Below are 12771 nucleotides of genomic sequence, written 5' to 3' on the forward strand. Positions count from 1 at the left end.
TCCACTGAAGAACGGTCTGCCTGCGCACACAACAATGAAAACAGCCGGGCATGCGCCCGGCTGTTTTGTTTCCGCTTGAGAGACGAATCAGACCGACAAATAGGACGACTGCTTCAGACCGCGGCAGAATTCCGCGAAGAACAGACTGCGCTCTTCGCTGCTGAGGTCCGCCGCACGCGATTTGGCTTCGTAGCGGTTGAGGATGTCCTCCGGCGACAGGTGCACGTAACGCAGCATGTCTTCGATGGTGTCGTGCTCTTCCACGCCGGAGAACTCCAACTCGCCGCCATTGCGCACATAGACGTTGACCGAGTCGGTGTCGCCGAACAGATTGTGCATGTCGCCCAGGATTTCCTGGTAAGCGCCCACCAGGAACACGGCGATCAGATACTCGTCGCCCTGCTTCACCTCATGCACGGACAGGCTGGATTCAATGCTCTGCTGGTCCACGTACTGCTTGAGCTTGCCGTCGGAATCGCAGGTCAGGTCCTGCAGCACCGCGCGGCGGGTGGGCTGCTCGTTCAAGCGGTGCAGCGGGGTGATCGGCAGAATCTGATCGATGGCCCAGGTGTCCGGCAGGCTCTGGAACACCGAGAAGTTGCAGAAGTACTTGTCGGCCAGGCGGTCGGTCAGCTCGTCGTACACCTGACGCTGCGAACGCTGGCTGGCTTGCAGCTGGCGGTGCAGACGGCGGCACAAGGCGGCGTGCACGTCTTCGGCCAACGCTTTTTCCTTCAGCGACAGTCGGCCGGAGGCGTACAGATCGGTCACTTCCGACGCATAGTGGCTGGCGCGGTAGTAGATTTCAGTGACCAGGTCGTCGTCGTTGAGCTGAACCAGTTCAAACAGCTTGCGCACCGGCTGCGACAAGGCGGCCAGGTCGTCCACTTGCGGCACTTCGTCCGGCAGGCGCTCGACGTCGGTCACGTTCATGATCAGCACCGCGTGGTGGGCGGTCATCGCGCGGCCGGATTCGGACAGTATGCGCGGATGCGGAATGCCGTTCTCGCCGCAGAACTCGGACAACATGGACACGATCACATGCGCGTACTCGTCCATATCGTAGTTGATCGAGCTGTCGTTGCGGGAATGGGTGCCGTCGTAATCCACGCCCAGGCCGCCGCCCACGTCCACGTGGTCGATGGGCAGGCCCAGCGCGCGCAGTTCCGCGAAGTAACGGATGGCTTCGCCAAAGCCGCTGCGGTAATCGCCGATGTGGGCGATCTGCGACCCCATGTGGAAGTGCATCAGGCGCACGCAATCGGCCAGGCCGGCGGCGGTCAGCTTGTCTGCGGCGGAAATCAGCTGGCCGGCGGACAGGCCGAACTTGCCCTTCTCGCCGCCGGTGTCCGCCCATTTGCTGGAAGCCAGCGAGGACAGGCGCACGCGCATGCCGATATTGGGACGGATGCCCAGCTTGCGGGATTCATCGATCACCAGTTCGACTTCCGACTCTTTCTCGATGACGATGAACACCTGGTGGCCCAGACGCTCGCCCATCAGAGCCAGGCGGATGTAGTCGCGGTCTTTGTAGCCGTTGCAGACGATGGTGCAGCCTTGCGGCGCCAGCGCCAGCACCGCCATCAGTTCCGGCTTGGAGCCGGCTTCCAGGCCGATGGACACGTCCGGCGTGGCGATGATGCTTTTCACCACCGCTTCTTGCTGGTTGACCTTGATCGGATAGATGGCGGTGTAACGGTTGCCGTAACCTTGTTCGGCTATGGCCTTGTCGAAGGCCGCGCACAAACGGGTGACGCGGTCTTGCAGAATATCGGGAAACCGCACCAGCAGCGGCAGGTCCAGGCCTTTGCCGGACAGCTCGCCCACCAGGCGATGCAGGTCGATTTCCTTGTTTTGGCGCACATTCGGACGCACAACGATATTGCCGTTGGCGCCCATGTCGAAGTACCCCGCTCCCCAATGCCGGATGCCATACAACGCCCGGCTATCAGCCACAGACCAAGCCATGAGTTTTCCCCTCAAGAACTGATGGAAAGCCCTGAACCCCGCACAGTGGGCGAACAGGGATTTCCAAAGGACGCGCCCAGGCCGCCGCCGAAAAAGCGATGAGCCAGCCGCAGGAGCATCCTTATGATGGATAACCCCGCTCCTTAGTGCGCGGCTTTCGGGCTGAACAGCTTTTATGTGGGCCTGGGATGTCGGAGCGAAACAATTGAATTGTAGGTTTGCAAAGCTGCAAACGAGCGCGGATTGTAACAACATCACGTGGCTTGACAAGTAAAAAAATGTATAAAAATCCGCATGTCCAATTTAATCGACAAGCGCGCGCCGGGCGGCCCGGCAAGCCTTGCCCCGCAAGGCTTGAGCAAAAACAGCCCCCTATATTTTTCTCATGCCGGCAAGCGGCCGTTTCTCCGGGCGAAGGCCTTGTTGTTCAGACAATGGGCTTGTCCAAAATATTCAACAACAGCGTGTTCCGCCCCCCTGCACCGCCCCCTAAAAAAACCACAGCGCGATCTGGCGCGCCAAGCCGCGCCAGACAAGGCTTTTAGTCCAAATACGGCATGTTTTTTCAAATCTGCGCCACACGCCGCCACCAGCCGCGCCGGCTCTGGTTACAATGCCCCGGTCATCACTAGCCGCAAGCACGAGCCAGCCCATGCGCGAGCATCACCACGATTTTCTGTCCTGGACCATGAACCCCGCCTCCTCGGCCTCCGCCGAATGGCAGCTCCACTCCGGCGTGCGGGCGCGCTGGCTGGACTACGGCGTCGTCAAGCTGGAACCCCTCGCCGCCGCCGACGATTCCCTGCTGCTGTCCAGCGGCGTGCACGGCAACGAAACCGCGCCTATCGAGGTGCTCAACGCCATCCTGGCCGACATCGCCGGCGGCAAGCTGGCGCTGCGCTGCCGGCTGCTGGTGATCTTCGGCAATCTGGACGCGATGCGGCTGGGCAAGCGTTATCTGGATTACGACATGAACCGGCTGTTCAACGGCGCTCACGCGCGCCAGCCGGACGCGCGCGAAGCGGCGCGCGCGGCGCGGCTGGAGCAGGCGGCGGCGGACTTCTTCGCCTCCGCCTGCGGCCGCCGCTGGCATTACGATCTGCACACCGCCATCCGCGGCTCGGTGTTTGAGAAGTTCGCCATCTATCCGTATATCCACGAGCGCCCGCACAGCCGCGAGCAACTGGCCTGGTTGAAAAGCTGTCAGGTGGAAACCGTGCTGCTGCACAGCCAGCCGGCCAATACCTTCAGTTACTTCACCAGCCGCCACTGCCAGGCGGACGCCTTCACGCTGGAGCTGGGCAAGGCGCGGCCGTTTGGCCAGAACGACCTGTCCCGCTTCGCCGGCATAGACCAGGCGCTGCGCCGGCTGCTGTCCGAGCCGGCACAAGAACTGCCCGGCTACCGCGACGGCGACCTGCCGCTGTTCCAGGCCAAGTACGACATTGTCAAACACAGCGAGGCTTTCCGCCTGCACCTGGCCGACGATGTGGAGAACTTCACCGCGCTGCCGGATGGTTTCCTGATCGCCGAGGACGGCGAGCACCGCTACGTGGCCGTCGGCGGCGAGGAGCGCATTCTGTTTCCCAATCCCACGGTCAAGCCCGGCCTGCGCGCCGGCATCGTGGTTGAGCCGGCGCGCTTGCCTTAGATCCGTGCGCAAAAACGCCGCAACCCAGGTTGCGGCGTTTTTCATTACTGCAGGATTGCCCGCCCTGCACGGCGTTTCACGCGAACTCGGCGGCCACTACCCTCGCCACCGCGGCGATCACCGCGTTGCGCTCGTCCATCATCGCCGGCGAACCCCAGTAATACACAGACAAGATCAACGGCGACTTGCCCGGCCGCCAGGCCACGGCCACATCGTTGGCGGCGCCGTGGCCGCCGCTGCCGGTCTTGTCCCCCACCCGCCACTCCGCCGGCAAGCCGGCCCGGATACGCAGGTTGCCGGTGGTGTTGCCCAGCAGCCAGTCGTTCAACAGCCCGCGCTGCCGCTCCGGCAATGATGGAGAAAACAGCAAGGCATGCAGATTGGCCGTCATCGCCGCCGGCGTGGTGCTGTCGCGCGGATCGTCCGGCTCGGCGCGGTTCAGCTCCGGCTCGATGCGGTCCAGACGGCTCAAGCCATCGCCCAGCGAACGGGCGAAGCGGGTCACCTCCTGCGGCCCGCCCAACTGCTCCAGCAGCAAATTGGCGGCGGTGTTGTCGCTGAAGCGCATCGCCGCGTCGCACAAATCTTTTACCGACATGCCCTGTTCCACATGCTGTTCGGCGATAGGCGAATAGTCGATCAACTGCTCGCGCCGGTAGCTGACATGGCGATACAACAAGTCCGGCTGCGCCGCGCTGCGTTGCAATATGGCGCCCGCCAGCAGCAGCGCGAAGGTGCTGCACATTGGAAAGCGCTCATCGGCGCGATAGGCCAGGCTCCGTCCGCTGTCCACCTCTTGCGCGAACACGCCGATGCGGCCGCCGGCATTGCGTTCCAGCTCCGCCAGCTGCCGCGCCGCCGGCGCTTCGCCCGGCGCCCGCAACGGCGGACGCGCACAACCCAAAATCAAAGGCGAGGCGGCCAAAGCCGCCAGCAAGGCGCGCCGCTGCGCGAAATAATCCATAGTTCCATCCCCAGATCGGTATGACGACGCGGCTTATGACACAGCCGGCCATCGCGGTTTAGTTCCCCCGATGCGCATTGCCGCTACCGGCGACAATGACAATGAACTAAAATGCGGTGCATATTCTTTTTGGCTTGAATTCATTGAATCTACGCATCAAAGCATCACAGACAGATTCAAGCATCTTTAATGACACATTAAACAAGCTAATGACATGAAAAATCCAGCTCAGTTCCGTATGCCTGTCTGGCGACGTCTCGCCGGCCTTCTGGGCCTCAGCCTGGCCCTGCTTGCCGCGCCGGTTCAGGCCAAAGCCCCTCACCCCCATCGCCATGCCAGCGCGCCGGCTCAGGAGCAGTTGCTGGAACACGGCAGCTACACCAACTCCGACGGCGTAGAGGTGCACAGCCCGGCCCATACCCGTTCCGGCAAAGCGCCGGCCGGCGCCAGCGCGCGTTGCCGCGACGGCAGCTACAGTTTCAGTCAGCACCGGCGCGGCACGTGCTCGCATCATGGCGGCGTGGCGGCCTGGCTCTGAGAACCTGTTCATAGTCTGCTGCGCTTCAGCGATACGGCATTGAACGGGCTCTCGCCTCACACCAGACAGCCGGCAAACACCAGATACACCGCGCCCGCGCCCAGCAGCCAGCGGCCGTCCACGCTGCCCCGGCGGAACAGCAGCCACAGCCCGGCGATCGCCGCCATTGTGGCCAGGCCGGACCACAGCAAGACGCTATCGAACATCCACGGGGTGAAGAACAGGCCGAAAGCGCTGGGAATCGTCGCCTGAATCATCATCGCGCCGGAAATATTGGCCAAAGCCAGACGTTCCTTGCCCTGACGCAGCCAGATCAACGCGTTCATGATCTCCGGCAGTTCGGTGGCCACCGGGCTCAGCAGCAAGGCCACCAAATGCGGCGCCACGCCCCAATGGCCGGCCAGCGCTTCCAGCTGCGCGACAAAGCCGTGCGCCGCCGCCGCGATCACCGTCAAGGCCAACAAGGCCTGCGTCGCCGCCCAGCCCAAGCCGCCTCCGGCGCGCAGCTTCAAGGCGTCCAGTTCCTCCTCTTCCGGCGCGGTGTCCGCGCTGCGGATCTCGCGCCAGACATAGGCGGCGTAAGCGGCAAGGAACAGCACGCCCAGCCAGGGCTTGATGGCGAAGGCCAGCAGGCCCAGCGCCACCTTGAACGCGAAAATCAGCAAAAACGCCAGTTGGTCGCCAGCCAGCCGGCGGTGATCGACGCGTAGCAGATAATCGGCGCGCCCCAACCGGCTGCGGTTGCGCCACAGGGCGAAACCCACTACCGCGTAAGCCAGCGTGGCCAGCACCAGCGGCCCGCCCAAGGCGGCGCCGACGCCGATGTCCTTATGTTGCGGCGTGTCGCCGAAGGCCATGGCGGTCAAAGTCACCGCGCTCTCCGGCAAGGCGGTGCCGAAAGCGGCGAGCACGGTGCCTACGGCGCTGGCGCCCAGGTTCAGATGGCGTCCGCACCATTCGATGGCGTTGACGAAGTATTGACAGGATAGATAGATCAGGACGGCGAGGCCGAGCAGAAACGACAGGGTCAACAGCATGGATGGTCTTGGGCCGGGCAAGCGAATGGACAATGGCGCAACGACGCGGCTTGCCCGGCGGCAAACGCATCGTGGCCAAAGGTCTCGCTTGGCGGCGCCGGCAATGCCGGCCGCTGACCGCGCCATGAGGAAAGCTCCTCAAGTTTGTTGACGCGGCCTCTTCGGCGGGGCCGAAGATGGCTACTCCCCAATGACAACGGCGCCATTGTGCCAGCCTGGGCTCAATGGCGCAAACCTAGTCTCCCGTCATGCGAAGCCGGAGGCGCTTGCCCGCCTCCGGCCCGTTTGCCGGCCGGCTAGCGGCGGAACCACTCGCGCTTGGACAGCGCCGCCTCCACCTGCTCGCGATTGAGCAAGGCGTCGCGCATGGCGTTTTGCGCCGCCAGCGGCAACTGGTCGCCGTAGTAAGGCGATTGCGGCTGGCTGCTGTTGCCGTAGGTGTTGATCACCTTGGCGCGCAGCGGCCGGCCGAACTCCACCAGCGCGGTGAAGGTGTCGCCGAAGATGGCGCGTTGGCGGCCGTCGCTGTCGCCGATATAGCTGAAGGTGCGGAAGGCGCCCAGGCCCTCGGCGCCGCCGCTGGCCGGCTGGTCCAGCCGCGCCGCGCCGCCGGCGGGGCCGCGCCGCAGCCGGTAGACTTCGCCAAAGGCGATGTCCAGCGGCACGCCGGCCTGTTGCAAGCCCTGGGCCGCCGCGCCCAGCTTGCTGAGCGCGAAGCCGGCGTCGCGCAGACCGGCGGGCGTGTCGTAGGGCTGCGCCGGATCCGCCTCCCGGCGGTAGCGCAAGGCGTCTTCGCCGCCGGAGGCCGCCACCCAGGCAGCGAACAGCACCGCGCCCTTGCTGGCGGCGTCGCTCCGCCGGTCCCATTGGGCCAGCACCTGCGCCGCGGCGATCAGGCCGGCGTCGCCGGAGGCGCGCGCATAGCCGATCAAATCGTCCAGCACCCGGTCCGCCAGCAGCAGCCGGGTGTCGTGCTTGGCGCTCAGCAGCGTATCCAACGTGAAGCTTGGGGTCTGTTCGATCAACTCGATGCCGCGCTGTTCGCGCAGCAAGGGCGAGATCCGCGGCGACAGATAAGCGGCGAAGGCGGCCGGGTCCAGCGCCGGTTTGCTCATATACCAGGGCACGCTATTGGAGTTCTGCACCCAGCCGCTGGACGGATTGGCCACCTGCGGCAATTCGTCCAGGCGCAGCGCCTGACGCCAGATCAGATCGCTGCGGCTGCCGTCCACCGGCTGCGCCCAAAAGGCGGCGTCGCCGCCGGCTCGGCGCGGGGTCAGGCCGCCGAAAGCCGCCCAGATATTGCGTTGGGCGTCGGCGTAGATGATGTTGTGGTAGGGGTTGCGCAGCCGCGCCACGACGCTGCGGAAGGCCTTGAAGTCGGGCGCTTGTGCCATGTCCCACCATTGCTCCAGCACGCCGGGGGTCTGCAGCTGGTCGACGCCGACGATGCGCAGCGCGTAGCTCTGGCCGTCCTTGTCGAACACCGGGCCCTGCTCGGCGCGGCGCAAGGTCAGCTGCTCGGCTTGCAGGCTGCCGTCCGGCTGACGGATATACAGGGTTTCGCGCTTGGTTTCGAAATCGCGCGCCACGCCGTCCAGCAGGTATTGCCGGCCGCTGAGCTTGAGTTGATAGAGATCGCAGCCGTCCTGGGTATTGACGGTGTGCACCCAGCCCAGCCGCTGATTGAAGCCGATGCGCATCACCGGCAGGCCCACCAGGGTGGCGCCGTAAATATCATATTCCGGGCTCTTGAATTGGGCTTCGAACCAGGTATGGCTGCCGCCCCACAGCAAATGCGGGTTGGCCAGCAGCATGGCGTTGCCGGAACGGCTCTTGGCCGGCCCCAGCGCCCAGCCGTTGGAGCCGCCGATCAGATTGATGGGGGTGGCCACCGCGTCCGGATAGATCAGCGAGCAATTGGCCGCGCCGGTGGCGGTGGAGCCGCTCAGATAACCGAAGAAGATGCGCAGGGTGTGGGCCAGCACGTCCTCGCTGCGCACCGGCAGCACCGCGCGCGCCGCCGGGCTCAGACCGCCGCTGGCGGCGGCCTGGTCGTTGACGCCGGCGACGAAGGCGTCCAGATAGGCGCGCATGCGCGGGCTTTGCTGTTGCAGCCATTGTTTGGAGCGTTCCGGGAAGCCCATCGCGCGCACCAGGCGGTCCACTTCCGCCATATTGCTGGGGAAGGGCTCGCCGGCCTCGAACACCGCGCCGTAGTATTCCGCGCCGCGGCCACGGCCCTGGGCGTACAGCCGCAGCAGCAGCTCCGGATGCGCCTGCATCTGGGCGCGGCCGAAGGCGTAGGCCAGGCTGTCGGCGCGCGCGGCGTAGATGTGCGGCACGCCGCTGCGGTCCCACAGCACCTGGCTGCCGCGCGGCTTGCCGTCTTCGTCCAGTTCGCAGGCCGTCAGCAAGGACAGCATGGCAATGCCCAATAGGGCGAGGATCAAGCGTTTCACTACCCTTCCTCCTTTTTGACAACTTAACAATGAGCTGTCGGCCAGCATGCTCAACAGCGATGCTCGGTTCTTCACACTCTTGAAACAACGGAACTGGCCAGCAAGAAAGGAAGCACGTATCCAACGCGCCCAAAGTCCCTTCAAGTCTGCCGCCGGGTGGCAGGCCCGAGGTTTTAGCTACGCAGAAACTTCGCTTCGCTCGTTTTAAGCGGCTGCCTGTTCGAGCTGCGCGACGTTAGCGCGCCATCACGGAGCGAATCCTTGATTCGCTCCGTGATGGGGGAATTTGGCCGAGGTGTTCCCCTTCCTGCCTTATTCCCTCGCGACGCTACGCTTGCCTCGCTCGGTCAGGGCCGCCCCGGCAATCAAAACCATCATCCGCGCAGCGGATGCCTCATGCCCCTAATACCAGCGAAACACCCGCGCGCCGCTGACGAAGCCGGCAATGCCGATCAGCGTGAGCACCACCGCCGAACGCGCGATTTCCAGCACTCCGGCCCCCTCGACGAAGATCATGCGCATGCCGTCCGCCAGGATGGTCAGCGGCAGCACCTCGATCACCGCCACCATCCACTCCGGGAAGTGCTTGTAGCTGAAAAAGATGCCGGAAAAGATCACCAGGAACAGGATGGTCATCTCCAGCAGGCCGTTGGCTGTCTGCGCCTTGGTGGCGCGCGAGGCGGCCAGGATGGCGATGCCGGCGAAGCAGACATTGCCGGCCAGCAGCAGCACGATGAAGGGCAGCGCCCCGCCCTGGGCGTGCACGTCGAAATAACTGCTGGCGAACAGATACAGCACCAGGGTTTCCAGCAGGCTGAACACCAGGCAGGCCAGCACATGGGCCAACAGGAAATCGGTCTTGCGCATCGGGGTGATGCGCATCTGCCGGGTGACGCGGGTGGCGCGTTTTTCGATCAGCGACCAGCCGACGGCGATCAGGCAGGTTTCCATCACCGCCATCGCCACCAGGCCGGGCACCAGGAAGTCGATGTAGCGCAGGCCGGGGCTGTCCAGCACCGACATATTCTTGTCCACCGCCTGGCTTAGCGCGTCCGGGTCGTCGCCGAGGAAGAAGTAGGTCAGCAGCGCCTCGTTGTTCTGCGGGTCCAGATAGTAGATGCGCTTGCCGCTGTCGGCGCTGGGCTCCATGAACACCTGCACGTCGCCGCGCTTGAGGCCGCGCAACACCGATTCGCGGTCCGGGTAGTACTGGAAGCGGTATTTCATCCGTATAAGGTGGTCGCGCTTGATCTCGTCGGCGTTGATGACGCTGGACAGCGGCTGGTTGCGGGCCTCCACCTTGCTGATCCAGGCCTTGACCGCGGCCTGCTCCTGCAAGCTGGGCGGCAGCACCACGCCTATGGTGCGCTCCTTGATTTCGCCGCCGGAGAAGGACACGCCCAGCAGCCACACCAGCAGCAGCGGGAAGCCGAAGGACCAGAACAGGATTTGCGGTTCGCGCAGGTATTGGCGGAATTGAGTGACGATCAGATTGAGCAAGGCATTATTCATGGAAACCTCGGCCGGCCAGTGACAGGAATAAATCGTCCAGCGTTTTTTTGCGCACGATGATTTCGTCGATGTCGATTTGTTGTTCGCGGATGAACTCGGACAGACGGAACAGGAAGGCCGAGCCGTTGCGCACCAGCAGCCTCGCCTTGGCGGACGCCTGGTCGTAGCTGTAGCTGATGATGTTGTCCTTGTGCTTGGGCTCGGCGCCGCCCACGCCGCTCTTCACCCGGTATTCCACCACTTCGCCCGGCTCGTGCGCCGCCAGCAGTTCGTCCAGCGTGCCCTGGGTGAGGATGCGACCCTGGTGCATGATGCAGATGCGGTCGCACAGGTATTCGGCTTCTTCCATGTAGTGGGTGGTCAGCAACATGGTGGAGCCCAGCTCCTTGTTGAGCTTGCGCAGAATGTCCCAGGTGCCGCGCCGCACTTGCGGGTCCAGACCGGTGGTGGGTTCGTCCAGAATCAGGATTTCCGGCTGGTTGAGAATGGAGATGGCCAGGGCCAGCCGCTGGCGCTGGCCGCCGGACAGCCCTTCCACCATCACCTTGCGCTTGGGGATCAGCTCCACCAGTTCCAATACCTCGTCGGCGCGGCTGCGTGGCCGGCCGTAGAAGCTGGCGAACAGGTTGACGGTTTCATCCACCCGCAGCTTGTTGATGAACAGCGATTCCTGCAGCACCCCGGCCAGCCGGTGGCGCAGATAGCTTTCGTCCTGCTGCCAGCTGCGGCCCAGGATGCGGATGGAGCCGGCCTCCGGTTGTTTCAGCCCCTCCAGCATTTCCACCAGCGTGGTCTTGCCGGCGCCGTTGGGTCCCAGCAGGGCGACGAATTCGCCGCGATGGATGTCCAGCGACACGTCGTTGACCGCGGTGTAGTCGTTGAAGCGCTTGGTCACCGACTGGAATTCGATGACTTTTTCTCTTGTTGTGGCTTGGTGCATTTCACTTTCCGTAGGAGCCGAAGGAGAACCGAAGCAGCGGAAAACCCCGCGCAGCCGCAGGGCTTATCCGCCTCTTTTCATTGCCGCCGCGCGGTCAAACGAGTTGATAACGGTCCGCATCCTTCAGGAAAGGGAACTGGGCGCGCGCATCGTCCAGCTGCGCGCGCGACAGCCTGGCCTGATACACGCTTTCCAGCTGGCGGCCGTGGTACAGGGTGTCGCCCAGCGGGTCTATCAGCATGGAGTCGCCGCTGTAGCGGATGTCGTTGCCGTCCATGCCCACGCGGTTGACGCCGATGACGAAGGCCTGGTTTTCTATCGCCCGCGCCGGCAGCAGGGTCTGCCAGTGCTTGGCGCGACGCTCCGGCCAGCTGGCGATGTAGAGCGCCAGGTCGTATTGGCTGTTGCTGTTGCGCGACCAGACCGGGAAGCGCAGGTCGTAGCAGACGAAGGCGGCCACCGACCAGCCGTCCACCTTGACGATCAGCGGCGCGTCGCCGGCGGTGTAGTGCTCGTGCTCGCCGGCGAAGCTGAACAGATGCTTCTTGTCGTAGCTGAACAGGCTGCCGTCGGCCTTGGCCCACAGCAGGCGGTTGTAGTAGCGGCCCTGGTCTTCGATGGCCACGCTGCCCACCAGGTCGGCGCGCTTGGCGCGCGCGGTGTCGCGCAGCCATTGCACCGCCTTGCCGTCCATGGTTTCGGCGATCTTCTCCGGCCGCATGCTGAAGCCGGTGGTGAACATTTCCGGCAGCACGATCAACCGGCTGTCGTTCACCGCGCTCAGGTGGCGCTCCATCCGCTGCAGGTTCTGATCCACCGATTCCCAGGCGATGTCGCTTTGCACCAGGGTGACGGCTAAGTCTTGATTTGGCATGGTTTGCTTTCCCAATGGGTCAATATCACTTCGTTGTGGTCGCCGCGTTCGCGGCTGCTCTGGCGCACCAGCACTTCGCCGCCGTCGTCGGACAGATACCAGCCGGTGCCGCTGATCTTGCGCCGCTTGGATTGATAGGCCACCACCCTCGTCCGCCGCGGCTGCCCCAGCAGGTCCAGGGTTTCGTCCGGCAGCCGCTGGTAGCGGACTTCGTCGATGTCGAAGTGCTCCAGATCCAGCACCCGCAGCGTGGCCTCGGCCTGGCCGCCGACGAGAAAGCGCTCGGCGGCGTCTTCGCTGCTGGCGTCGAAATCGCCCTGCTTGAAGCGGCGCACTTCCAGCTGGCCGTCGTGCAGGCGCAGGGTCAGCACGCCCTGACGCAGCCGGCCCTTGATCACGGTCTTGTCGCCGTCCTCGTCGGAGACGCCGGCGTAGCGGCACAGGCCGTCCGCGCCGAAGTCCATGCTCTCGTCCGATTGCAGCGTGTAGTCGAACCACAGGCCGCTGCAGCGCAGGTCCATGCGGTTGCTGACCTGCAGCACCGGCAGGTCGTCCAGCCAGCCGCGGCGGCGCTCGGTGCGCAAGCGGCCTATCGGCTCGCCGTTGCTCAGCACTTGGTAGTCCAGCAGCAGTTCCGCGACCGGTGGGGACCTCGAAAAACCTGCTGCGCCGTCCGATAGCTGCGTTGCTCCGTGCTCGCTCCCTCGCTGTACTCCTTGTACTATCTCGGTCGCTGCGCGCGGTGCGTCTTGCTCTCGAACCGCTCGCGACGGTTTTTCGAGCTCCCCCGGCGCTTCGATCAGCGCTTCCTCGTCGGCCAGCATC

The 12771-nt window shown here is 64.4% G+C and carries 10 protein-coding genes and 1 riboswitch; of the genes, 2 read left to right on the top strand and 8 right to left on the bottom strand.

Going from position 1 to position 12771, the window contains the following annotated elements; genetic code table 11:
- Positions 1–87: 87 nt before the first annotated feature.
- Positions 88–1968, bottom strand: coding sequence for an arginine decarboxylase (speA, locus tag HA052_RS17405; protein ID WP_166452856.1), 1881 nt, complete (start codon positions 1966–1968; stop codon positions 88–90).
- A gap of 652 nt (positions 1969–2620) precedes the next feature.
- On the opposite strand from speA, the gene astE reads away from it, so the two are divergent.
- Complete coding sequence (gene astE, locus HA052_RS17410) at positions 2621–3619, top strand: succinylglutamate desuccinylase (RefSeq protein WP_166452857.1); 999 nt, start codon at positions 2621–2623, stop codon at positions 3617–3619.
- A gap of 76 nt (positions 3620–3695) precedes the next feature.
- Here astE and blaCHA read toward each other — a convergent pair whose 3' ends face one another.
- Entirely contained in the window at positions 3696–4583 is an 888-nt protein-coding gene (gene blaCHA / locus HA052_RS17415) for a CHA family extended-spectrum class A beta-lactamase (RefSeq protein WP_166452858.1), read from the bottom strand.
- A 214-nt stretch (positions 4584–4797) separates the two neighbouring features.
- On the opposite strand from blaCHA, the gene HA052_RS17420 reads away from it, so the two are divergent.
- A complete protein-coding gene (locus tag HA052_RS17420; RefSeq protein WP_206118943.1) occupies positions 4798–5121 on the top strand; it encodes a DUF3761 domain-containing protein in 324 nt (107 codons plus the stop codon).
- A gap of 56 nt (positions 5122–5177) precedes the next feature.
- Here HA052_RS17420 and HA052_RS17425 read toward each other — a convergent pair whose 3' ends face one another.
- The 6 genes from HA052_RS17425 to HA052_RS17450 all read right to left on the bottom strand — a co-directional run bounded on the left by HA052_RS17425 (position 5178) and on the right by HA052_RS17450 (position 12770).
- Complete coding sequence (locus HA052_RS17425) at positions 5178–6158, bottom strand: sodium:calcium antiporter (RefSeq protein WP_166452859.1); 981 nt, start codon at positions 6156–6158, stop codon at positions 5178–5180.
- Between the two features lie 56 nt (positions 6159–6214).
- A riboswitch (yybP-ykoY riboswitch) is annotated at positions 6215–6359 on the bottom strand.
- Positions 6360–6454: 95 nt separating this feature from the next.
- Positions 6455–8620 carry a penicillin acylase family protein gene (locus HA052_RS17430; protein ID WP_166452860.1) on the bottom strand — a complete coding sequence of 722 codons (2166 nt, stop codon included), beginning with the start codon at positions 8618–8620 and terminating at the stop codon, positions 6455–6457.
- Between the two features lie 402 nt (positions 8621–9022).
- Positions 9023–10132, bottom strand: a complete 1110-nt coding sequence (locus tag HA052_RS17435) for an ABC transporter permease (RefSeq protein ID WP_107799353.1) — start codon at positions 10130–10132, stop codon at positions 9023–9025.
- The gene (locus tag HA052_RS17440) at positions 10125–11072 is read right to left on the bottom strand and encodes an ABC transporter ATP-binding protein (RefSeq protein WP_166452861.1); all 948 of its coding nucleotides are present in this window, start codon (positions 11070–11072) and stop codon (positions 10125–10127) included. The genes HA052_RS17435 and HA052_RS17440 overlap by 8 nt, the downstream gene beginning before the upstream one ends.
- Before the next feature lie 94 nt (positions 11073–11166).
- A complete protein-coding gene (locus HA052_RS17445; protein WP_166452862.1) occupies positions 11167–11946 on the bottom strand; it encodes an amidohydrolase in 780 nt (259 codons plus the stop codon).
- The gene (locus HA052_RS17450; RefSeq protein ID WP_166452863.1) at positions 11928–12770 is read right to left on the bottom strand and encodes a hypothetical protein; all 843 of its coding nucleotides are present in this window, start codon (positions 12768–12770) and stop codon (positions 11928–11930) included. Before HA052_RS17450 ends, HA052_RS17445 begins: the two co-directional genes overlap by 19 nt.
- Position 12771: the final 1 nt, after the last annotated feature.

The organism is Chromobacterium fluminis (genome assembly GCF_011602385.1).
Lineage (GTDB): Bacteria > Pseudomonadota > Gammaproteobacteria > Burkholderiales > Chromobacteriaceae > Chromobacterium > Chromobacterium fluminis.

What these genes read in the sequence shown, in the direction of transcription:
- blaCHA (WP_166452858.1), bottom strand. Translation starts at nt 4,583, where the DNA reads ATGGATTATTTCGCGCAGCGGCGCGCCTTGCTGGCGGCTTTGGCCGCC.
- HA052_RS17445 (WP_166452862.1), bottom strand. Translation starts at nt 11,946, where the DNA reads ATGCCAAATCAAGACTTAGCCGTCACCCTGGTGCAAAGCGACATCGCC.
- HA052_RS17425 (WP_166452859.1), bottom strand. Translation starts at nt 6,158, where the DNA reads ATGCTGTTGACCCTGTCGTTTCTGCTCGGCCTCGCCGTCCTGATCTAT.
- HA052_RS17440 (WP_166452861.1), bottom strand. Translation starts at nt 11,072, where the DNA reads ATGCACCAAGCCACAACAAGAGAAAAAGTCATCGAATTCCAGTCGGTG.
- HA052_RS17450 (WP_166452863.1), bottom strand. Translation starts at nt 12,770, where the DNA reads ATGCTGGCCGACGAGGAAGCGCTGATCGAAGCGCCGGGGGAGCTCGAA.
- astE (WP_166452857.1), top strand. Translation starts at nt 2,621, where the DNA reads ATGCGCGAGCATCACCACGATTTTCTGTCCTGGACCATGAACCCCGCC.
- HA052_RS17420 (WP_206118943.1), top strand. Translation starts at nt 4,798, where the DNA reads ATGAAAAATCCAGCTCAGTTCCGTATGCCTGTCTGGCGACGTCTCGCC.
- speA (WP_166452856.1), bottom strand. Translation starts at nt 1,968, where the DNA reads ATGGCTTGGTCTGTGGCTGATAGCCGGGCGTTGTATGGCATCCGGCAT.
- HA052_RS17435 (WP_107799353.1), bottom strand. Translation starts at nt 10,132, where the DNA reads ATGAATAATGCCTTGCTCAATCTGATCGTCACTCAATTCCGCCAATAC.